Consider the following 20,451-nt stretch of genomic DNA (forward strand, 5'->3'; position numbering starts at 1 on the left):
AGGTCGGTCCGGGACACGCAGCCGGGTGGAAACCCGGGGGTGGATCGTTAGGCGCTCGTGACCTTGGCCGCGCGGCGCTTCACCGCGATCCGGCGGGATGTCTCGACCAGCAGACCGATCAGCGCCGCCAGGCTGAGGCTGAACGCCAGCGCCTTCAGAGAGTCGTGCGCGAACGCGTCGCCACCCAGGTAGCCGAGCAGGGCGACGTACGTGTAGGCGACCGTGACACCGAAGAACGTGAAGACGATGAACTTCTTGAACGAGTACCGGGTCGCGCCCGCGGTCAACGTCGCGACCATCCGCGCGCCGGGGATGTAGCGCACGGTCATCAGGATCAGCCCGCCGCGGGAGTGCAGCGCGGCCGACACCTTGTCGTACATCTGCTGCCGGCGCTCCTGCCGCTTCATCCAGCGGTGCAGCGCCGGGCCGGAGCCGCGGCCCATGAAGTAGCAGGTGGACTCGCCGATGACGGAACCGACCATCGCGACCGTGATCACGAGCAGCAGGTTCTGGTGGCCGGCGGCCGCGGCCATGCCCGCGGTGACGACCATGCCCTCACTCGGCACCACCGGGAAGACGGCGTCGATCGCGGCGGCCGCGAACAGGATGAGCAGCAACCAGTGCGAGGCCATCGCAACGCCTAGCAGGTGTCGCGCGATCTCCATCAGGTCTGTCACTCGGCCAAGGATGCCATCCCGCGCCAACAGGGCCGCAATCCCACCATTGTGATTCAGCAGGGGTTCATCGGACGTTCAGCCCGCACGCCGGGCTGTGGTCAGAGCAGTACGGGCAGTTCCCGGATCGCGTTCATCAGCAGGCCCGGGGTGCGGTCCGGATCGCGGTCGGGTTCGGCCAGCCGCAGCTCGGGGAACCGCTCGAACAGCATGCCGAGCGCGATCCGGCCTTCCAGCCGGGCCAGCGGCGCACCGAGGCAGTGGTGGATCCCGTGTCCGAACGCGAGGTGGGCGTTCTCCGTGCGGGTGATATCCAGCTCGTTCGGCCGGTCGATCTTGCGCGCGTCCCGGTTGGCCGGCAGCAACGCGAAGACGATCACCTCACCGGCCCCGATCCGGGAGCCGGCGATGTCGATCGGCGCCTGGGCGATGTACGGGATCGCCGCCTGGAGTGGGCCGTCGTACCGCAGGAGTTCCTCGACGGTGGCCGGGAGGCGATCCGGCTCGGCCCGCAGCAGGGCGAGCTGGTCCGGATGCCGAAGGAGCGCGAGGACGCCGTTCGTGATCAGGCTGACGGTGGTCTCGTGGCCGGCGGCCAGCAGCAGGAAGATCATCGAGGTCAGCTCGTCCTCGCTGAGCCGGTCGCCGCCGTCGCGGGCCGCGATCAGACCGGACAGCAGGTCGTCGGCCGGGGCGGTGCGCTTCTGCTCGATCAGCTCGTGGACGAAGCCGAGCATCAGCGTGGTCGCCTCGACGTACTCCTCGGCGGTGTGCATGGTCGCGTTCACGAACACCGAGGACCAGCGGCGGAAGTCCTCCCGGCGGACCGGCGGGATGCCGATCAGCTCGCAGATCACGGTGATCGGCAGCGGGTAGCTGTAGGCGTTCACCAGGTCGACGGGGCTGCCCGCGGCGGCCATCTCGTCCAGCAGTCCGGCGGCGATCTCGCGGATCCGCGGCTCGAGCGCCTCGATCCGGCGGCGGGTGAAGGCGGCCGTGACCAGCTTGCGCAGGCGGGTGTGGTCGGGCGGGTTGGCGCCGAGCATGTGCCGCTCGGTGCGGTTGATCAGCTCGTCCTCGACCGTGTCCCGGTGCGGGCCGTCCATCGGTGACCGGACCACGTCTGGGTGGGCGAGCAGCTCGCGGGTCTCGGCGTACCCGGTGACCAGCCAGACCGGGACACCGGTGAAGAGCGTGAGGTACTGCAGCGGTCCATTCTCCGCGAGGTCCTCGAAGCCCCAGTGCCGGGCGATCCCACTCGTTTCGGTGAACGGCTGCCTCATACCGGCCAGCCTACGTTCGCCGGCGGTCTTGACAGACACTTCACCATTTGGTGAAGTGTTGCGGGTGCTGACAACGACCTTCGGCGCGCTCGCGGACCCGACCCGGCTGGCGATCGTGAGCCGGCTGAGCCGGGGCGACGCGACCATGGGCGAGTTGGCCGGGCCGCACCGGATCACGCTGCCGGCGATGACCAAACACGTGGGCGTACTGGTCGACGCCGGGCTGGTGACCCGGCGGAAGGTCGGCCGGACCATGGTGTGCACGATCCGCCCGGAGGCGTTCGCGGAGGTCGAGCAGTGGCTCGGGGACATGTCGGCGTACTGGAACAGCACGGTGGAACGGTTGGAAGAACTGTTGCGAGGGGACGGGCATGGACACTGAGGTGCGGATCGACAGGGTGCTGCCGGCAACCATCGGGCAGGTGTACGACGCCTGGACGCGGGCCGACCTGCTCACCCGGTGGTACTGCCCGAACCCGGCCTGGGAGCTGAAGGTCAGCGCCGACGTCCGGGTCGGCGGGGACTACGTGGTCGAGATGGGGCCGCATGTCGTCCGCGGCACGTATCTCGAGGTCGAGCCGCCGTACCGGCTCGCGTTCAGCTGGAAGTGGGACGGCACCGACGACGAGCCGACCCGGGTCGACGTCGAACTGTCCGAGGCCGAGGGCGGCACCCGGATGCTGCTCACCCACACCGGCTTCGCGACCGCCGAAGACGCCGCAAACCACCTGATGGGCTGGGAGCCCGAGATCGGCCGGCTGGCCGGCCTGCTCACCGCTCACCACCCCGACCCCACACCCGACCGAGGCTGACCACCAGCACGACGGTTCCCACCAGCTCCCCCGCCTCGGCCGCGGCGGGGAGTCGGGAGCGCGGACAGGATCTCGGGACCTCGCACAGGAAATACCTTGTCCCAGGTCCCCAGACGAGGTCCGAGCCCCCGGCAAGTGGGCGGCCAGGACAGGAACCGTCGGCTGCCTCAGCGAGCCCGGTACCGGGAGCGCGGACAGGATCTGGGACCTTCGCACAGGAAATACCTTGTCCCAGGTCCCCAGACGGGGTCCGAGGCCCCCGGGAACTGGCGGGCCAGGACAGGAACCGTCGGCTGCCTCAGCGAGCCCGGTCCCGGGAGCTCGGACAGGATCTGGGACCTTCGGACAGGAAATACCTTGTCCCAGGTCCCCAGATGGGGTTCAAGGTCCCGGGAAGTGGCGGGCCGGCAGGTGGGGTCCGCGGCTGGGAGTGGGTGGCCGCTGGGTGGAGGTCGGGGTGGAAAAGATCGAGCCCTGGGCGGTAACCCAGGGCTCAGGCGGATGGATGGACAGTTGGCGGATCAGCTGCCGGACTTGCGCCGGAATTGGCGCTTCTGCTTGTCGTTGTGCGCCTCGCCGACGCCCTCACGCCGCGTCCCCGATCCCGGGTGCGCGTTGTGGTGGGCGTTCTTCTTCTCGAGTGCTTCACGGAACTTCTTCTGCAGATCGTCCGCCGGCTCGCTGGACTTGTCGCTCATACCGTCTCCTTCACAAACCGTCAGGCGTACGGACACCACGCTAGTTGAGTGTAAGGACAGACCGCGACTGGAATACCGTCACCCAGGCTCACCGGACGGACAGCCAGGCTGGCCACAGTCCTCGGATTCGGCCACCTCGCCGTTGAGATCGTGCTCATACGCGTAGTGGAAGCAGTCCCAGTGCATGCGCTCGAACACCTCGTAATCCTCGCGGCTGGACTCCACCTGCTCACCGCAACGCATGCACGTCTGGTCGCTCATCCGGGCAAGGTATCTCAGCCTGGGGAAAACCCCCTCGGACGGTCGCCGCCCGCTGTTAGGTTCGTGACGGAATCGAGGAAAGGGGACGAGGGTGCTGGTCAGTGGTGAGGCGATGCTCGGGATCGCGCTGGTCGAGCTGGGTCTAGTGATCGTCCCGGGGCCGAACATGATCTATCTGGTGTCGCGGTCGATCGCCCAGGGTCGCCGGGCCGGGCTGATCTCACTGGCGGGCGTGGGGATCGGCTTCCTGGTGTACCTCCTGGCGGCAAGTGTCGGTCTGGCGACGCTGTTCGCGCTGGTCCCGGAGATCTACCTGACTCTGAAGCTCGCCGGCGCCGCCTACCTGCTCTGGCTCGCCTGGAACGCGCTGCGCCCCGGCGGGAGCTCCGTCTTCGCGACCCAGGAGCTCGAGCCTGACCGTCCGCGGAAGCTGTTCGGTATGGGCCTGCTCACCTGCCTGCTGAACCCGAAGATCGCGATCCTCTACATCTCGCTGCTCCCCCAGTTCCTCGACCCGAGCCGCGGTCACCTCGGCGCGCAGAGTCTGGTCCTCGGCCTGACCCAGCTCACGGTCGGAGTCGTGATGAACGCGGTCTTCGTCATCACCGCCGGCACGATCGCCGTGTTCCTCGCCCGCCGCCCGACCTGGATGTACATCCATCGGTACGTTACCGGCACCGCCCTTGCTGTCTTCGCCATCCGCCTGGCCACCGACCGAACCCGCCCCCTCGCCACCCACTGAGGACTGTCGGCGGGGCTCACTAGCGTGGCGCAGGATGAACGCCTTCGTCGCCTCCGAGGTCGACCGGCTCGCCGCCAGCGGCTGGAGGTCGTGCGCGCCCATCGCCGCGCTCGTCCGCGACCGCGGTCTGCCGGCGATCACCCGCGAGTACCTGCTCTCCGAGTTCTCCCCTGACGAATGGCAGCGTGCCTCGAGGAAGCAACGCAGGCACCGACCCGCCACTTCGGCTCAGCATCACGGCATCGGATCAGCACGGATCACCCCGACTCCCCTCATCTGACCGCAGGCTAATTGACGTGCGGCAGTTTGAGGGCTCACGGATACTGCAGGGCGTGGCGATGCATGCTGGGCAGCTGGACGTGCCGACCGAGCTGGTGGAAGGGCTGATCCGCGAGCAGTTCCCGGAGTGGAGCGCTCTCGCGATCCGCGCCGTTCGTTCGCACGGCACCGTCAACGCGTTGTTCCGGATCGGCGACGAACTGGTCGCGCGGCTGCCGATCATGCCCGGCGACCAGGCTGCGACGCGCAAGGAGCTCGAGGACGAGGCCGACGCCGCACGCCGGCTCCGCGCCATGTCGCCGTACCCGACGCCGGAACCGATCGCGATCGGCGAGCCCGGTGATGGGTACCCGCTGCCCTGGGCCGTCTACAGGTGGCTGGACGGGACCATCGCGTACGACGCGGATGTCGCCGGATCGACCGCTTTCGCCGAGGATCTGGCCCGGTTCGTGCTGGCGCTGCGAGCGGCGCCGACCGAGGGCCGCGTGTTCACCGGCCCATGGCGGGGCGGCCTACTGACATCGCAGGACGAGGCTGTCGCCGACGGACTCGAGCGCAATCGCGGGATGATCGACGTCGACGCGCTCGCCCGCCTGTGGGCCGAGCTGCGCACCACCCCGCGCACCGAGCCGGATGCCTGGGCGCATCGCGACCTGATGCCGGGCAACCTCCTGGTCGCGGACGGCCGCCTAGCCGGCGTCATCGACGTGGGCACGCTCACCGTCGCGGACCCGGCGATCGATCTCCAGGCCGCCTGGAACCTCCTGGACGCGCGGGCCCGCTCGACCTTCCGTGCCGCGCTCGGCAGTGACGACGACGAGTGGCATCGCGGCATGGGGTGGGCCTTCGCCCAGGCTGTCAACTGCCTCTGGTACTACGTCGAGACCAACCCGGTCATGTCCCGCACCGCCCACCACACCTTGACCGCGCTCCTCACTGCCGCGTAGCCACGAACACGAACTCCTTGCCCGGCCGATCCGGAGCCTCCCGCACCTCGTCGATGCTGAACCCGGCCAACGACTTCTCCAGCTCACCCCGTTCGCGGAATCGCAGCGTCGAGTCCGACGTGAGTACGGCGCCATCCGACCCGAAGACGTACGTGCCCCGGAAGGACACGAACGGCAACTCCACGCCGATCAGGTCGGACCAACTCTCCACCGTCTCGCCGCCAGCGACCGACTTCTGCTGGTACGTGTTCTCGCGCGTCCACTCCTCCCACCCCCGCCGCGCCGGATCGCGGGTCTCGAACACGAACCGCCCGCCGGGCCGAAGTGCGTCCCGGACGCCGCTCACCGTCGCCGACCACTCCTCATCGGTCAGGAACACCTGCGCCACGTTCCCCGTCATCACCGCGAGATCGACCTGCAACGGCGGCAACCTCGTCGCGTCGCCGTGAATCCAGCGCACCCGATCGGCGAACTCCTTGCCCCGAGCAACCTCCAGTGACGCCGCCGCGGGATCGACCCCGACCACCTCGATGCCGTCCTTGGCCAGGAGACAAGCCAGCTCACCCGTCCCGCAGCCGACATCCAGCACCTGCCGCGCGCCGAACTCCGTCACCATCGCGGCGTAATGCTCCAGATCGCCGCGATCCGGATCCAGCGCGTCATACACCGCCACCAACCGAGGCACCCCGAACAACGCATCAACCATCCCGCGACGCTAACCCCAACATCCACTTCCCGGCGACCGAATTCCGAAGCACCACGTCGACAGGTTGTGCCGTTCGACAGGACATAGAGGTCTACGCATATGCTCCGTCCCGCCTGTCCAGTGGCCGGGGAACCGCTGCGAACCCTCTACCTCCTGTCGATCTGCACACCTATGAGGTGGCACCGGTGTAGCGGCGGAGGCCCGCGCGCCAGGCCAGCGCGGCCAGTGCAGCAGCACCTGCGGCCGCCGCTACCCCGCCTATCAGCACACCAAGTTGAGGACCGCCCAGCAAGGTGGCGGTTGGAATCGACGCGATCAGCGCCATCGGGAACACATACGTCAGCAGCACGCGGATCGGTCGGGCGAACACATCCATCGGATACCGCCCGAGCTGCCAAGCGGAGTGGTAGAACACGTCGAGCTGCAACTTCGGCGCCCAGAACGCCAAGCAGGCCAGCAGCACGCCGAGCGCCCACGTCACGACCAGTGCCGCCACGACCAGCACAACCCAGCTCACCACACCGCCCGGGCTGGGCGACACCTCGGCCGCACCGATTCCCCACCCGAGCACCCCGAGCCCCAGCAGGAACTGGATCAACGCCAACGGCGACGACAGCGACAGACTCGCCAGGAACAAAGTGGATGCCGGCTGCAACAAATACCCGTCGAGCCGGCCGTTGCGGATCCCGGTCTCCGGGAACCAGGACAGATTCGGATCGATGAACGTCCCCCGCAACCCGGTGATCAACTGATACGTCCCGATCAGCACCAGGAACTCCGCCTTCGACCAGCCCGCCAGACTGTCGGCCCGGGTGAACACGATCAGTACGGCGGCGATCGCCGTACCGAGACCGGTGAACGCCAGCAACACGTCGAAGACCAGGTTGATCCGGAACGCGACGCTGCGCCGCAACGACATGGAGAAGCCCGCACCCAGCAGGCGAAGCAGCTTCACGATCCCACCGCCGTGTACCGCCGTACGCCGGCTCGCCAGACCGCCGAGACAACGACGATCAACACCACCACCCAGAAGAGCTGATATCCGAGGGCGGCCGTCAGCGATCCGTCGTACGGCGTACCAGCCGCGATCTCGGCCGGGAGACCGTTCATGCCGTAGAACGGCGACGCCTGGGCGATCCGGCGCCAGAGGTCGGGCAGGAGGTCGATCGGCGCCGCAGTACCACCGAACAGGAAGATCAACTGACTGCCGAAGCCCACGACCGCATGGACGCGATCGGTCCAGAACGCGGTCGTCGACAAGAGGAATGTCCACAAGAAGACAAGCACCGCGGCGAGTGCCACGCACGGGACGCTCTGCAGCACCGACCGCCAGTCGAAGCCGGCCTGGAGCGAGATCCCGGTCAACAGCACGATGGGCGCACCGAGCAGGGTGAGCCAGGCACGGATGGCGAGATTCTCGCCGAGTACGCCGATCACGACCGGCTGCGGGCGGAGGAGTTCGTGGCTGAGTGTCCCGTCGTAGATCCGTTCGGAGAAGGTGTGCTGCTCGAACGACTCGGTCATCAGCGTGACGGGGATGATGGCGACGTAGTACCGCGCGATCCCCGGATCGTCCGGGTACACCGCCGACCAGACGAACAGCCCGATCAACGGCGCGACGACCGCTTGGACGACGAGAGTCAGCAGGAACCACCAGGCGCCGGACCAATCCAGCACCTGTTGACGGATGCGGAACCCGAGCAAGTGCCCGGTTCTCATCGCAGGCCTTCCCGATAGGCCCGGTCGATGACCTTCTCCAGCGGTGGTTCCTCGATCGACAGATCCACGACGTCGAGAGCTTGGAGCAGTCGAGAAGTCGTCTGCGCGACCTCATCCCGTGGGACCCGGAGCACCCATTGGCCCTCCGATGACTCGACCACTTCGCCGAACTCGTCCGGGTCGCCGTCACCGCGCGCCGCGATCCGGATCAGCTTGTACGGCGACAGTCGCGCGGACAGCTCCGCGAGTGGACCGTCGTACTCGACCCGGCCTCGATCGATCAGGATCAGGCGCGGGCACAACGACGCGACATCGGCCATGTAGTGGCTGGTCAGCAACACCGTGGCGCGCGTCTGCCGCACGTAGCCGGCGACGAACTCGCGGATCTGACTCGCCGCGGTGACGTCGAGCCCGATGGTCGGTTCGTCGAGGAACAGCACCTCGGGCCGGTAGACCAGCGCCATCGCGAGCCCGATCCGCATCCGCTCACCGAGGCTCAGCGCGCGCAACTGCCGCTCGAGCAGGGGCCCGAGTTTCAGGAGTTCTTCCAGGTCGCCGAGCGTACGGCGGAAGTCCGGGTGCGGGATGTCGTAGAGGAGGCGCTGGTACTCGAGCGAGTCCATCGCGGTCAGTTCCTGGGAACCGCCGACCGGCTGACTGCCACGGACGAATGCGATCCGCTTCAGGAAGGCTGAACGACGCTGCCACGGGACGGACTCGAGGACGCGAACCCGGCCGCCGGTCGGATGCAGGATGCCCGACAGGATCTTCATCGTGGTGGTCTTGCCGGCTCCGTTCGGACCGATGAACCCGACGACCTCACCTGGCTCGATCGTGAACGACACCTGGTCGAGTGCCTGGACTTCGCGATACTCACGCCGTACCAGGGAACCCAGCGCCGCGCGGAGGCCGCCTTTGCGGACCGGGGCTTTGTAGGACATGGACAGTTGGTCGACCTCGACAACAGTCATGCGCCGACCGTAGAGAGAAAACACGTCAGTTGATGGCTTGTTTTCCTGACATAGTCGAACCATGCGCGCCGAACGGCTCCTCCGACTGCTGCTGCACCTGCAGACCCGCGGTCAGTCGACAGTGGACCGGCTCGCGCAGTCTTTGGAAGTCTCGCCGCGGACCGTGCAGCGCGACCTCGACGCGCTCAGCTTGGCCGGCGTTCCCGTCTACTCGATCCGCGGCCGCGGTGGTGGGTGGGCACTGCTCCCCGACTACCGAAGCCGGCTCACCGGGCTCACGCCGTCCGAGGTGATGTCGGTCTTCGTCGGTGCGACCGCCCATGTGCTGGCCGATCTGGGTCTCGACGCGTCGAGCGATCAGGCGGTGTCGAAGCTGATCGCCTCGTTGCCCGAGGGCACGCGACGGGAGGCCGAGTTCGCCCGCCAGCGACTGCTGATCGATCACGCCGGCTGGGACGACCGGCGCGAGGTGCCGCGCTGGCTCGACCTGTGCCGCGAGGCGGTCTGGGAGGAACGCCGCATCACGATCACCTACGCCGACTGGACCGACCCCTTCACCGTCGCGCCCCTCGGCCTCGTCGCCAAAGCTCGCACCTGGTACCTGGTCGCCGCCCGCACCGACGGCCAACTCCGCACCTACCGCCTAGGCCGCCTGACCTCGGCAACTCTCACCGACGACACCTTCACCAGACCACCCGACTTCGACCTCGCCGGCCACTGGGCCGCCTCCCAACGCGAGTTCCGCGCCACCCGCCCGTCGTACCCCATCGTCCTCCGCGTCCGCGACCACGCCGTACGCCGCTTCCGCCCCACCGCCCCGATGCACCCGGAAACCGACGGCTGGTGGATCATCCACACCGACCTGGAAAACCCCCACGAAGCCTGCGCCGCCGTGCTCGCCCAAGCCGGCAACGCCCAAGTGCTAGCCCCACCAGAACTAACAGATCTAGTCCGCGACGCCTCAAACGCGATCTCCGTCCTCCATACTCCGGCGACTCGCCCAACTGTCCATGGCGACAACTAGCTTCAACAGGCATGAGCGCCTCATGGACCATGGTGTTGGCCGCCGTCGCCGAGCAACTGAACGGTGGCCGCATCGAGTGGATGCTCCTCGGCAGCGCAGCCACAGCCCTCCGCGGTGCTGCGATCGTTCCGGGTGACATCGACATCGCCGTCAGCACAGCCGGCGACATCACCCGGGCGGCGGCCCTCCTACCGACACCCGCCGCGCCGCAGCTTGATGATCCACATGTCTGGATCAGCACAGCAGCAGAGCCCGCGCTTCACTTCGGTGACGCCGGCGAACGCTGGACCTTCGGCCGATGGATCATCGACGGCGTCAAAGTCGAACTGGCCCACATCGACGCGCCCGCCGTCGCCCTGCTGATGATCGAGACCCGAGCACCGCTGGTCTGGCGAGAGCGCGAAACTCTGGAATGCCACGGACACCCCGTCCCGACCGTCCCCATCGAGGTGCAACTCGCCACCATGGCCGCCCGGCAGCAACACACCCGGATCGACGCAACCATCGCCGCCATGGCCGGAACGGCAGTCAACGCACAACTCCTCCGCCGCGCAATCTCGGACAAGCAAGCGGAAATCCCCGCCATGGCGGTTCCCGAGTCACTGCAGCGCCTTCTTGCATGACATGGACTTTCAGTCGGCCAGTTCGGCCATCGCGGATCGGAGACCTTCCATGGCCTCCTCGAATCGCGGCAGTTCTGTCGCCGGCACACCGTTGCTGAGAGCAACTTCTTGCCACCCTGCAACACCGGCCAGGACCTCGTGCAGGACCTGCCGGGATTCCTCCGCCGTCAATCGGAAGGACTCCGCGTAGGCCATCAGCCCAGTCAGCTCGTCGCCACGACCGTGGGCGCCGCCAATCCCGGTCAGTCGCTGGGCTCCGGCATCCGGGTTCGGGTTGATGTCGAACGCCGGCGCCAACCGCCAGCCTGAGGCCCCGTCCCGGAGAAAGCCATGGTTGCGCAGATGGTCGTCCGTGTTATGGATAGCGACCGAGAAAGCGATCCGCCGCCATAGCTGCCGTAGATCGACGCTGACCCGCGACCCGAACTCGGTCAAAGTCTCGGCCACCTCGAGGTAGTCGCCCGGGCTACCGTCCCGGCCCTGGACCAACGTCATCGCGCTCATGTACCCGATGCGCCGACCGTTCTCGAAGCGCTCTAAGCCGCATCAGCTTGGCGATCAGATTCGTCCCCCAGCGGTCTCGCTGAACGACCCCGGCAGACCGGCGAAGACGTGATTGCCCTGTGCCAGCGGGGCCGCGGGGTCGATGGCATACGCATCCGGCCGTGCGAGGTACAGCTCGGCGTAGCGGAGCGTCGTCGACAGCACGTTATGACGGCGGCTGAAGTACGCGACGCCGGCGTCGACGGGTCGACCGGCCAGCTCGACCGACACCAGTACAGCATCACTCATCGCCGAACCCGCTTCGGCAGAACCTGATCGGCGCGGGCGCGACCCAGGTCGGTCTCATACGGGTCGAGCGCATCGACGAGCCGATCCAGAGTGCCGAGCACCCGGGCGACGTTGAGGAACGCCTCGAGACCGACGGTCGTCTCACCGCGCTCGAGGTGACGCAGGGTGGTCCGCGAGATGCCGGCCCGGTCCGCGACCTGCTCGGCTGTGAGGCTCTGAAGTTTGCGCCACGCGGTCAGGTGCGCGCCGATCCGCTGGGCGGCGAGGCGCGTTCGCACCGGCACAGCCGATGGCGCCATGGCTATTACCTCTCCAATCGCCGGTAAGGGCAAGCACGCTGGCCATTATAGCCGCTAATGCGCAGCAGGGATGCCATTATCTGGTGGCCGCCACTCAAAGCCGCCGCGCAAGGCGGTAAGCGTTCGGGAAAGGTTCAGACGTTGCAGCGGAACTCCGCCACCGAGCGTTCGAACGTCAGGGCGGTGAACGCCGCTCCGGACGGTGCGGTCACGGTCTGGGGCTCGCCCACCTGACGGTAGCCGGCGCTGAGCAGGGTCCGTCGCGACGCTTGATTGTCTGGGGCGGTCCTGGCTTCCAGGAAGGTCAGCCCCTGGTGAGCCGCAATGCGCGCGGCCGCCGAAAGAGCGTCCCGGGCCGCGCCTCTCCCCCTGCCCCAAGGAGCCAACCAGAATCCGACCTCCGCACTGTCCGCCCTCACGTTGAACAGGACGATGCTGCCGAGGAATTCGTCAGAGCCGGCGTCGGCGATTGCGAGCACAGCCAAAGAACCGTCAGCGAGCCCGTCCGCGATGTCACCGTCAATCTGCTCCCGAACGACGTCCTCCGTGTAGTCGGAGAGCGGTAGGTGCCCGTTCCGCTTGACTGACTCATCGCTGGATCCCCGAGCGAAGAGGGCGGCATCGCCATACTCGAGAGTGCGGACGCGGATCTGACCTTCGGTACAGGGCAGCGCGTCAAGCATCGTCGCTTCTTCCCGTCAGACGTTGAAGCGGAACTCGACGACGTCCCCGTCTTGCATCACGTAGTCCTTGCCCTCCATGCGGACCTTGCCGGCGGAGCGGGCGGCGGTCATGGTGCCGGCGTCCATCAGGTCAGCGTAGGAGACGATCTCGGCCTTGATGAAGCCGCGCTGGAAGTCGGTGTGGATGACGCCGGCGGCCTCGGGGGCGGTGGCGCCGCGCTTGATCGTCCAGGCGCGGGATTCCTTCGGACCGGCGGTGAGGTAGGTCTGCAGGCCGAGGGTGTCGAAGCCGACCCGGGCCAGTACGTCGAGGCCGGGCTCGTCGATGCCCATCTCGGCGAGCATCTCGCGTGCCTCGTCCTCGTCGCCGAGCTCGACCAGCTCGGCCTCGAACTTCGCGTCCAGGAAGATCGCCTCGGCCGGCGCGACCAGATCCCGCATCTGCTGCTTGAGCGGCTCGTCGGTGAGTTCGTCGGCGTCGCAGTTGAAGACGAACAGGTACGGCTTGGCCGTCATCAGCATGAGTTCGCGGATCGCGTCGCGATCCACGTCGGTCGCGATGATCGGCGTACCGGCCTCGAGGTGCTTCTGCGCGGCCCGCACCGCCTCCAGTACGACGGCGCTCTCCTTCTTCAGCCGGGCTTCCTTCTCCAGCCGCGGGATCGCCTTCTCGACGGTCTGCAGGTCGGCCAGGATCAGCTCGGTCTGGATCGTGGAGATGTCGTCGGCCGGCGAGACCTTGCCGTCGACGTGGGTCACATCGTCGTCGCGGAACACCCGGGTGACCTGGCAGATCGCGTCCGATTCGCGGATGTGGCTGAGGAACTTGTTGCCTAGCCCCTCACCCTCGGACGCGCCGCGGACGATCCCGGCGATGTCGACGAACTGCACGGTGGCGGGGATCACCTTCGCGGAGTTGTAGAGCTCGGCCAGCTTGCCCAGCCGTGCGTCCGGCACGCCGACCACACCGACATTCGGCTCGATGGTCGCGAACGGGTAGTTCGCGGCGAGCACGTTGTTCTTGGTCAGCGCGTTGAACAGGGTGGACTTGCCCGCGTTGGGGAGCCCGACGATTCCAATGGTGAGTGCCACGGGCGTCAAGGTTACGCGGCCGGGGCCCTCGCACCCCAATCCGGAGGCTTTCAGAGCAGGAAGGCCTCCAGTTCGGCGCCGTACCAGCGGTTGGTGCGGCCGATCGAGCGCATGCCGAGGCGGCGGCAGACGGCGAGCGAGGCGGCGTTGTCCGGGCGGACCACCGCGTAGATCTCGCCGAGTCCGGCCTTGAAGCCGTGTGCGATCGCGCCGCGCGCCGCCTCCGTCGCCAGGCCCCGGCCCCACGCGTCCGGGTGAAAGTGCCAGCCGACTTCGATCTCGCCCTTGCTTGCGGTCCCGTCGGACGGCTGGGGCAGTGGCACGAGGAGGACGGTCCCCGCGACCGTGCCCGTCGACCGTTCCTCCACGGCCCAGACGCCGTACGTCGGGTCCTGGTTGCGCGCATTCCAGCGTTCGATCACCTTCGCGGCGGCGCCGCGATCGGCCATCACTCGCGGCTCGGCGCCGAGCCAGCGCGACACCTCCCAGCGGCGGTAGATGTCGAACACCCGGTCTTCATCGGTGTCCACCCAGTCCCGCACGACGAGCCGGTCTGTCTCGTAAACCACCTTGGGATCCATCGCGGCACCTCCCCATCGCTTGCCGAATCATCTATCCGTCCCAACCAGTCGAGGGCAAGCGACGTCTCCACTCTGTGACCAGTTGGAAGATCACCGGCCGAGTCCTCTCACGCTTCGTGTTCGGTTGCCTCCAATTCCTGCGGTTCGGGTGGCTCGAACTGGTGTCGTGCCTGTTCCCCGCGTGCCTGTTCGCCGGCCTCGCGATCTCGAAGTACGTCGATCTCCCGATTGCCCGCTACGACGCTCTGCTGCTCTACTGCCTCGGTCTGACACTCCTCTTCTGGGTGGTCGGGCTGGAGACATGGCGCGAGGTCGCGGTGATCTTCGCGTTCCACCTGATCGGCCTCGGGCTGGAACTGTTCAAGGTGCAGATCGGGTCATGGCAGTACCCGGGCGACGCGGTCACCAAGTTCGCCGGGGTGCCGCTGTTCGCCGGCTTCATGTATGCCGCGGTCGGCAGCTACCTCTGCCAGGCCTGGCGACGGTTCGACCTGCGGGTGAGCGGCTACCGCCCAGTGCTGACCACGATCCTCGCCGTGCTGATCTACACGAACTTCTTCACCCACCATTGGCTGCCCGACCTGCGCATCCCGATCGCACTCGGCCTCCTGATCGCGCTCCGCCGTACGTGGGTCTTCTACACGGTCGGCGTACGGCGACATCGCATGCCGCTCGCGGTGGCGTTCGGACTGATCGGCTTCTTCCTGTGGATCGCGGAGAACTTCGGCACCTTCCTGGACGCGTGGAACTACCCCGACCAGGTCAACGTCTGGCACCTCGTCCACCCGGCCAAGTTCGGCGCGTGGGCGTTGCTGGTCAGCATGAGCTTCGTCCTGGTCGCCAGTATCAAGTCCCTCGAAGGCCGCTTCTACCACCGCGGCACACCCGCGACGGTCGCGACCCCGCAGGCCACCACCATCACGCCCGCCGACCTCGGCGCGGCCGAAAGAGCGACGCGGAGCCCGGCGGAAGGCGCGGCGGAAAGCGCGCCAGGGAGCCCGGCGGAGAGCGCTGCAGAGACCACGGCAGAGCGCGCGGCGAAGAGCCCGGCGGAGACTGCGACGGTGGCTGAGACCTCACCGCAACATGACGGCGCCAACCGGAGCGGACAGTAGGGCGTCTCCTTCCATGTAAGGCTCCTGAGCGGGAGCGACTGGGGAACATCCGCCCGATCTGCAAGGGAGCATCATGTCCCGAAAGTTCGCCGCGTTCGTCGCGACCGGGGTGGCGCTGACCGTCGTCGTCGGATCGCTGCTGGTCCTGGCGCTCGGACATTCGCGGCCGCCGAAGCCGGCCGCCGCGACCACGCAGACCTCGCCCATCTCCCCGTCCGCGACACCGACCGAGACCCCCAGCGTCAACGCTCCGCCGTCGACGCCGCACCGGCCCGCCCCGAACCCGACCGCAGCGCTTGCCACAGGCAACAAAAGGGTCCTGTTCCTGAGCTTCGACGACGGTCCGGACCCGCTGTGGACACCGAAGGTCCTCCAGACGCTGGCGAAGCACGGCGCCCACGCGACCTTCTTCGAGCTCGGCGGTATCCAGACCGCGCACCCGGGTCTGCGCGAGCAGGTGCTTGCCGCCGGCAACACGATCGGCAGCCACTCGATCACGCACCCGCAGCTGACCGCGATCTCGCCGGCCAGGCGGCACCACGAGATCTTCGACGGACCGCGGTCGACCTGCTTCCGCCCGCCGTACGGCGCCTCGAACCCGAAGGTCCGCGCCGACATCAAGGCCGCCGGCATGGTCCAGGTCCTGTGGGACGTCGACCCCCGCGACTGGGCCCGCCCCGGCACCCGGGCGATCGTGCACAACATCCTGACTCACGCGCAGAACCACAACATCATCCTCCTTCACGACGGCGGCGGAGACCGCTCGGAGACGGTCGCCGCCCTGGACAGGGTCCTGCCCCTCCTCAAGGCCCAGGGCTACTCGTTCCCAGCCATGGACTGCTGACTTTCAGCTTGCCGATCGAACCCCGTCCACACCCGGCACCGAGGCGGCATTCTTCCGGCACTTTCCCGGCCCTCCGGCGTGATGCGCCGAAACTGTCGGTGGAGTTCGGCACTATCTGTGACATGACCGGTACGACGGTGTTGTTGGTGCTGCTTTTCCTCGTGGTGGGGTTGCTGCTCGGGGCGGTGTTCGGTGTGCTCTGGGTGCGCGGGCGCGACGGGGCTCAGCTGGCTCGGGTGACGGCTGAGCGGGATGCGGCCGAGGATCGAGTGGTGGAGCTGACCGGCGAGCGGACCGCGGTCGGACAGCAGATGTCCGGACAGGCGGTGGTGAAGGACGCGCTGGATCGCCTGCACGCACAGCTGAATCAGCTCGAGCAAGGTCGCGCGGCCTGGCAGAGCCAACTCCACCAACAAGTCAACGAAGTGCGGATCAGCGGCGAGGCGCTGCGGCGCGAGACGGCGTCGCTGTCGACCGCGCTGCGCAAGCCTCAGGTGCGCGGGCGTTGGGGTGAGCTGCATCTGCGCCGGACTGTCGAGCTGGCCGGGATGGTCGCGCACTGCGACTTCACCGAGCAGACGACGACGGTCGGCGAGGACGGGCTGCTGCGGCCGGACCTTGTCGTGAGGCTTGCCGAGGGCAAGAATCTCGTCGTCGACTCGAAGGTGCCGCTGGCAGCATTCCTGGAGGCGACCGAGTCGGACGACGCCGACTTCCGCGAGGACCGATTGCGGGCCCACGCCCGGCATCTGCGGATCCACGTCGATCAACTGTCGGCGAAGGCGTACTGGACGAGACTGTCGCCTTCACCGGAGTTCGTCATCCTGTTCGTGCCGGGCGAGTCGTTCCTGTCCGCGGCGCTCGACGTCGAGCCGTCCCTGCTCGAGTACGCCGCTGAGCGCCGGGTGATCCTGGCGACGCCGACGACGCTGATCGCCACCCTGCGCGCGGCGGCGTACGCGTGGAACCAGTCGGCGCTGACCGAGTCCGCCCAGCAGGTCTTCGAGCTCGGCCGCGAGCTGTACGAACGTCTTGGCACCATGGGCGATCACCTCGGCCGGGTCGGTCGCTCGCTGACCGCCGCTGTCGAGGCCTACAACGGCACCGTCGGCTCGTTCGAGCGACGCGTCTTCATCACCGCCCGCAAACTCCGCGACCTCCACGTCACCGAAGCCGAACTCACCGCGATGGAATCCATCGAAGCCTCCGTCCGACCACTCACCGCGCCCGAATTCGTCGCCCTGGAAGACCCCCACTCCACCCGACGCTGGCCCCCGACCCAGACCGGCTGACCGAGGCCGCGAGACCGAGCGGCTGAGGGAGAGCGAGCGGCTGAGGGAGAGCGAGCGGCTGAGGGAGAGCGAGCGGCTGAGAGGGGTCGAGGGGTTGAGAGAGAAGGGCAGGGCTCGGCATTCCGGCGGTCGACCGTCCGGAACCGCCGATAGCGTGCTCCGCATGGACACCAAGCCTCTCGAGGAACCGCCAATCGCCGGCACCGAAGTCGACACTCTGCTCGGTGCACTCGAGCGCAACCGCCGTACCTTCGCCTGGAAGTGTGGTGGTCTCGACGCGGCCGGTCTCACCAGGCAGCACCCGCCGTCGACCGTGACACTGGGCGGTCTGCTCAAGCATCTGGCGCTCGTGGAGGACGACTACTTCACCGGGCGACTGCACGACCGCGAGCTCGGCGCGCCGTGGGACGCCGTCGACTGGGACGCGAACCCCGGCTGGGACTGGGAAAGCGCAGCGGACGACTCCCCCGAGCAACTCGTGGCGCTCTGGCAGGCGTCCGTCGAGCGCTCGCGCAGTGCAGTCGCCGAAGCGCTGACCACCGGCGGCGTGGATCAGCTCGCCAAGCGGGTCTCGCGGGACGGGCGGGCACCGAGCCTGCGCTTCATCCTGGTCGACATGATCGAGGAGTACGCGCGGCATACCGGCCACGCCGACCTCATCCGCGAGTCGATCGACGGCCTCGTCGGCGAGGGCGCCCCGCGCGGAGACGCGCCGGCCTGACCACCGCTGCGCGCACCCCACGCCTGTCGGAAAGCCGACAGGTGTGGGGTGTTGACAGTGGGGGGCCGGGTTGCGGAACGATGAGAGCGCTCTCTCGGTCGTTCGGCGGTCTACCGTCCCTCGCCGTTCGGACCTGAGCGCCGGTTCGGATCCTGCTGCCGCCTGGTGGGTGCGGCAGGTCGGCCGGCGCGTCGCCTTCTCGTACGGGACTGACCTGAGGAGGAACTGTGCGGATCAGAATTCGCGTACTGGCGATCGTCGCGGTTGCGGCGAGCGTTGCCGGCGTCATCACCGCAAGCGTCGACCGGTCGGCAGAGGCGGCTGTGCCGGCGACCATTCCCTTGCAGATCACCAACAACTCCGGCCGCGGCGACGCGCTCTACGTCTACAACCTGGGCACCAACCTGGCCACCGGACAGCAAGGGTGGGCCGATGCCGCAGGCAACTTCCACACCTGGCCGGCCGGCGGCAACCCGCCGACTCCCGCCCCGGACGCGTCCATCGCCGGGCCTGCCAATGGGCAGTCGGTCACGATCCGGATGCCGAAGTTCTCCGGCCGCGTGTACTTCTCCTACGGACAGAAGCTGGTCTTCAAGCTGACCACAGGCGGCTTGGTCCAACCCGCCGTACAGAATCCGACCGATCCGAACCACAACATCCTGTTCAACTGGTCGGAGTACACGCTCAACGACTCGGGACTGTGGATCAACAGCACTCAGGTCGACATGTTCTCCGCCCCGTACGCCGTCGGAGTGCGGCTCGCTGACGGGAGCACGAAGACTACCGGTCACCTCGTTGCCGGCGGCTACAACAACTTCTACAACGCGCTGCGCGGTCAGCCGGGCGGCTGGGCCAACCTGATCCAGACGGCACCGGATGGTTCGGTACTGCGCGCGCTCTCGCCGACGTACGGCGTGGACACGGGTGCGCTCCCGGCGAACGTGATGGACGACTACGTGAACCGGGTCTGGACGAAGTACAGCAACGAGACCCTCACGGTCACTCCCTTCGGCGACCAGCCGAACACCAAGTACTTCGGTCGCGTCTCCGGCAACGTCCTGAATTTCACCAACAGCTCGGGAGCCGTCGTCACCTCGTTCCAGAAGCCGGACGCGGCCAGCATCTTCGGCTGCTTCAAGTTGCTCGACGCACCCAACGACCAGGTCCGCGGGCCGATCTCGCGCACCCTGTGCGCCGGCTACAACCGCTCCACCCTGCTCGTGAACCCGAACCAGCCCGATCCGAACAGCAGCAACTTCTACCAGGACACGGTCACCAACCACTACGCCCGCAAGATCCACGCACAGATGGCTGACGGCAACGCGTACGCGTTCGCCTTCGACGACGTCGGCAACCACGAGTCCCTCGTCCACGACGGCAACCCTCAGCAGGCCAACCTCACCCTCGATCCGTTCAACTGAGGGCTTGACTCCGGACTTGGTTAGTGGCAGCTTACCGTTCGTGGGAACTTACGGATTGCTGGAGGCGGCGGGCCCGGTGCTGGACGCATTGGGAGATCCGACGCGGCGGGTGATTCTGGAGACTTTGCGGCGGGGCGGGCCCAGCTCGGTCACTGCGTTGGCCGAGCGGGTGCCCGTCAGCAGGCCGGCGATCTCCCAGCATCTGAAGGTGCTGGGAGCCGTCGGACTGGTCGACCACGAGTCGCGCGGGACGCGGAACATCTACCGCGTCGACCGCGCCGGGCTCGACGAACTGCGCGAGTGGCTCGACCAGTTCTGGGGTGACGCACTGGATGCGTACGCCGACCACATCCGGCGGACCGAGATCCGTGCGGACGAGCCGCCCACGGCTGGGCGCCGTACCAAGGAGGAGCGGGGATGACTGTGGAGCAGGGGCTTGCGCCGTTGGTGAAGAAGGTTGTCGTGCCAGTGGGTGCGGAGCGGGCATTCGAGGCGTTCACGGCGGAGATATCCGCATGGTGGCCGTTGCCGTCGCACTCGGTCGGGGACGACCAGGCGCGCGAGGTGCGGGTCGAGGGAGCCGTGGGTGGGCGGATCGTCGAGTACGGCGACGACGGCGAGATCGCAACCTGGGGCACGGTGTCGGACTGGGATCCGCCGAAGTCGGTCAGTTTCACCTGGCACCCGGGCAGCGATCCGCGGCAGGCAGGGCAAGTGACCGTCACGTTCTCGCCGGTCGGCGACGACACCGAGGTCGAACTCGTGCACAGCGGCTGGGAGCGCCGTCCCGACGGCGTCCGCGCTCGCGCTGGCTACGACACCGGCTGGGACTACGTCCTGGGTCGGTACGTGACCTCCTGGCAGTAGGCCTC

Annotated in this window: 28 protein-coding genes; 14 read left to right on the forward strand and 14 right to left on the reverse strand. The window is 67.8% G+C overall.

The genetic code is table 11. From position 1 onward, the window contains the following. Positions 1 to 47: 47 nt before the first annotated feature. Complete coding sequence (locus tag OG555_RS03985) at positions 48 to 677, reverse strand: DedA family protein (protein ID WP_329481287.1); 630 nt, start codon at positions 675 to 677, stop codon at positions 48 to 50. Between the two features lie 98 nt (positions 678 to 775). After that, positions 776 to 1,957 carry a cytochrome P450 family protein gene (locus OG555_RS03990; protein WP_329481289.1) on the reverse strand — a complete coding sequence of 394 codons (1,182 nt, stop codon included), beginning with the start codon at positions 1,955 to 1,957 and terminating at the stop codon, positions 776 to 778. A gap of 64 nt (positions 1,958 to 2,021) precedes the next feature. Here OG555_RS03990 and OG555_RS03995 point away from each other — a divergent pair, with 64 nt between their 5' ends. Next, entirely contained in the window at positions 2,022 to 2,339 is a 318-nt protein-coding gene (locus OG555_RS03995) for an ArsR/SmtB family transcription factor (RefSeq protein ID WP_329481291.1), read from the forward strand. Then, the gene (locus OG555_RS04000) at positions 2,329 to 2,769 is read left to right on the forward strand and encodes an SRPBCC family protein (RefSeq protein ID WP_329481293.1); all 441 of its coding nucleotides are present in this window, start codon (positions 2,329 to 2,331) and stop codon (positions 2,767 to 2,769) included. The genes OG555_RS03995 and OG555_RS04000 overlap by 11 nt, the downstream gene beginning before the upstream one ends. A gap of 521 nt (positions 2,770 to 3,290) precedes the next feature. On the opposite strand, the gene OG555_RS04005 is transcribed toward OG555_RS04000, so the two are convergent. After that, on the reverse strand, positions 3,291 to 3,467 hold the full coding sequence (locus OG555_RS04005) for a DUF5302 domain-containing protein (RefSeq protein ID WP_158441106.1): 177 nt from the start codon (positions 3,465 to 3,467) through the stop codon (positions 3,291 to 3,293). 78 nt (positions 3,468 to 3,545) lie between these two features. After that, positions 3,546 to 3,728, reverse strand: coding sequence for a hypothetical protein (locus tag OG555_RS04010; RefSeq protein WP_329481294.1), 183 nt, complete (start codon positions 3,726 to 3,728; stop codon positions 3,546 to 3,548). Between the two features lie 91 nt (positions 3,729 to 3,819). On the opposite strand from OG555_RS04010, the gene OG555_RS04015 reads away from it, so the two are divergent. Genes OG555_RS04015 through OG555_RS04025 form a run of 3 tightly spaced genes read left to right on the forward strand, consistent with a single transcriptional unit; the run spans position 3,820 to position 5,696 of the window. Then, entirely contained in the window at positions 3,820 to 4,470 is a 651-nt protein-coding gene (locus OG555_RS04015; protein ID WP_329481296.1) for a LysE family translocator, read from the forward strand. 34 nt (positions 4,471 to 4,504) lie between these two features. Beyond that, complete coding sequence (locus OG555_RS04020; protein WP_329481298.1) at positions 4,505 to 4,750, forward strand: hypothetical protein; 246 nt, start codon at positions 4,505 to 4,507, stop codon at positions 4,748 to 4,750. A gap of 58 nt (positions 4,751 to 4,808) precedes the next feature. Then, positions 4,809 to 5,696 carry an aminoglycoside phosphotransferase family protein gene (locus OG555_RS04025; RefSeq protein WP_329484765.1) on the forward strand — a complete coding sequence of 296 codons (888 nt, stop codon included), beginning with the start codon at positions 4,809 to 4,811 and terminating at the stop codon, positions 5,694 to 5,696. Here OG555_RS04025 and OG555_RS04030 read toward each other — a convergent pair. The 4 genes from OG555_RS04030 to OG555_RS04045 form a co-directional block, all read right to left on the reverse strand. Further along, entirely contained in the window at positions 5,683 to 6,402 is a 720-nt protein-coding gene (locus tag OG555_RS04030) for a class I SAM-dependent methyltransferase (RefSeq protein ID WP_329481300.1), read from the reverse strand. The genes OG555_RS04025 and OG555_RS04030 overlap by 14 nt on opposite strands. A gap of 169 nt (positions 6,403 to 6,571) precedes the next feature. Further along, positions 6,572 to 7,357 carry an ABC-2 family transporter protein gene (locus OG555_RS04035; RefSeq protein WP_329481302.1) on the reverse strand — a complete coding sequence of 262 codons (786 nt, stop codon included), beginning with the start codon at positions 7,355 to 7,357 and terminating at the stop codon, positions 6,572 to 6,574. After that, on the reverse strand, positions 7,354 to 8,121 hold the full coding sequence (locus OG555_RS04040) for an ABC-2 family transporter protein (RefSeq protein ID WP_329481304.1): 768 nt from the start codon (positions 8,119 to 8,121) through the stop codon (positions 7,354 to 7,356). Before OG555_RS04040 ends, OG555_RS04035 begins: the two co-directional genes overlap by 4 nt. Further along, positions 8,118 to 9,092, reverse strand: a complete 975-nt coding sequence (locus OG555_RS04045) for an ABC transporter ATP-binding protein (RefSeq protein WP_329481306.1) — start codon at positions 9,090 to 9,092, stop codon at positions 8,118 to 8,120. The genes OG555_RS04040 and OG555_RS04045 overlap by 4 nt, the downstream gene beginning before the upstream one ends. A gap of 61 nt (positions 9,093 to 9,153) precedes the next feature. On the opposite strand from OG555_RS04045, the gene OG555_RS04050 reads away from it, so the two are divergent. Both OG555_RS04050 and OG555_RS04055 read left to right on the forward strand, forming a co-directional pair. Next, positions 9,154 to 10,116, forward strand: coding sequence for a helix-turn-helix transcriptional regulator (locus tag OG555_RS04050; protein ID WP_329481308.1), 963 nt, complete (start codon positions 9,154 to 9,156; stop codon positions 10,114 to 10,116). Between the two features lie 35 nt (positions 10,117 to 10,151). Then, positions 10,152 to 10,739: a hypothetical protein gene (locus OG555_RS04055; RefSeq protein ID WP_329481311.1), complete on the forward strand. Its 588-nt coding sequence runs from the start codon at positions 10,152 to 10,154 to the stop codon at positions 10,737 to 10,739. A gap of 9 nt (positions 10,740 to 10,748) precedes the next feature. Here the strand turns inward: OG555_RS04055 and OG555_RS04060 are convergent, their stop codons facing one another. The 6 genes from OG555_RS04060 to OG555_RS04085 form a co-directional block, all read right to left on the reverse strand. Further along, the gene (locus OG555_RS04060) at positions 10,749 to 11,234 is read right to left on the reverse strand and encodes a HipA domain-containing protein (protein ID WP_329481313.1); all 486 of its coding nucleotides are present in this window, start codon (positions 11,232 to 11,234) and stop codon (positions 10,749 to 10,751) included. A 63-nt stretch (positions 11,235 to 11,297) separates the two neighbouring features. Continuing rightward, positions 11,298 to 11,531: a hypothetical protein gene (locus OG555_RS04065; protein WP_329481315.1), complete on the reverse strand. Its 234-nt coding sequence runs from the start codon at positions 11,529 to 11,531 to the stop codon at positions 11,298 to 11,300. Further along, positions 11,528 to 11,809, reverse strand: coding sequence for a helix-turn-helix domain-containing protein (locus tag OG555_RS04070; protein ID WP_329481317.1), 282 nt, complete (start codon positions 11,807 to 11,809; stop codon positions 11,528 to 11,530). The genes OG555_RS04065 and OG555_RS04070 overlap by 4 nt, the downstream gene beginning before the upstream one ends. 155 nt (positions 11,810 to 11,964) lie before the next feature. Further along, complete coding sequence (locus OG555_RS04075) at positions 11,965 to 12,513, reverse strand: GNAT family N-acetyltransferase (RefSeq protein ID WP_329481320.1); 549 nt, start codon at positions 12,511 to 12,513, stop codon at positions 11,965 to 11,967. 15 nt (positions 12,514 to 12,528) lie between these two features. Next, positions 12,529 to 13,605 (reverse strand): redox-regulated ATPase YchF, encoded by a 1,077-nt coding sequence (ychF, locus tag OG555_RS04080; RefSeq protein WP_329481322.1) that lies wholly within the window; start codon positions 13,603 to 13,605, stop codon positions 12,529 to 12,531. 50 nt (positions 13,606 to 13,655) lie between these two features. Further along, positions 13,656 to 14,186: a GNAT family N-acetyltransferase gene (locus OG555_RS04085; RefSeq protein ID WP_328526789.1), complete on the reverse strand. Its 531-nt coding sequence runs from the start codon at positions 14,184 to 14,186 to the stop codon at positions 13,656 to 13,658. 74 nt (positions 14,187 to 14,260) lie between these two features. On the opposite strand from OG555_RS04085, the gene OG555_RS04090 reads away from it, so the two are divergent. From OG555_RS04090 to OG555_RS04120, 7 genes are all read left to right on the forward strand, one after another. Then, a complete protein-coding gene (locus OG555_RS04090; protein ID WP_329481324.1) occupies positions 14,261 to 15,301 on the forward strand; it encodes a DUF817 domain-containing protein in 1,041 nt (346 codons plus the stop codon). Between the two features lie 73 nt (positions 15,302 to 15,374). After that, entirely contained in the window at positions 15,375 to 16,145 is a 771-nt protein-coding gene (locus OG555_RS04095) for a polysaccharide deacetylase family protein (protein WP_329481325.1), read from the forward strand. 122 nt (positions 16,146 to 16,267) lie between these two features. Next, entirely contained in the window at positions 16,268 to 17,437 is a 1,170-nt protein-coding gene (locus tag OG555_RS04100) for a DNA recombination protein RmuC (protein ID WP_329481326.1), read from the forward strand. A gap of 163 nt (positions 17,438 to 17,600) precedes the next feature. Beyond that, positions 17,601 to 18,158 (forward strand): DinB family protein, encoded by a 558-nt coding sequence (locus tag OG555_RS04105; RefSeq protein ID WP_329481327.1) that lies wholly within the window; start codon positions 17,601 to 17,603, stop codon positions 18,156 to 18,158. 227 nt (positions 18,159 to 18,385) lie between these two features. Then, entirely contained in the window at positions 18,386 to 19,579 is a 1,194-nt protein-coding gene (locus tag OG555_RS04110) for a glycoside hydrolase family 64 protein (protein WP_329481328.1), read from the forward strand. A gap of 40 nt (positions 19,580 to 19,619) precedes the next feature. Continuing rightward, a complete protein-coding gene (locus tag OG555_RS04115; RefSeq protein WP_329481329.1) occupies positions 19,620 to 20,000 on the forward strand; it encodes an ArsR/SmtB family transcription factor in 381 nt (126 codons plus the stop codon). After that, entirely contained in the window at positions 19,997 to 20,446 is a 450-nt protein-coding gene (locus OG555_RS04120; RefSeq protein ID WP_329481330.1) for an SRPBCC domain-containing protein, read from the forward strand. The genes OG555_RS04115 and OG555_RS04120 overlap by 4 nt, the downstream gene beginning before the upstream one ends. The last annotated feature ends 5 nt before the right edge of the window (positions 20,447 to 20,451 follow it).

The sequence above is a fragment of the Kribbella sp. NBC_01484 genome (genome assembly GCF_036227145.1).
GTDB lineage: Bacteria > Actinomycetota > Actinomycetes > Propionibacteriales > Kribbellaceae > Kribbella.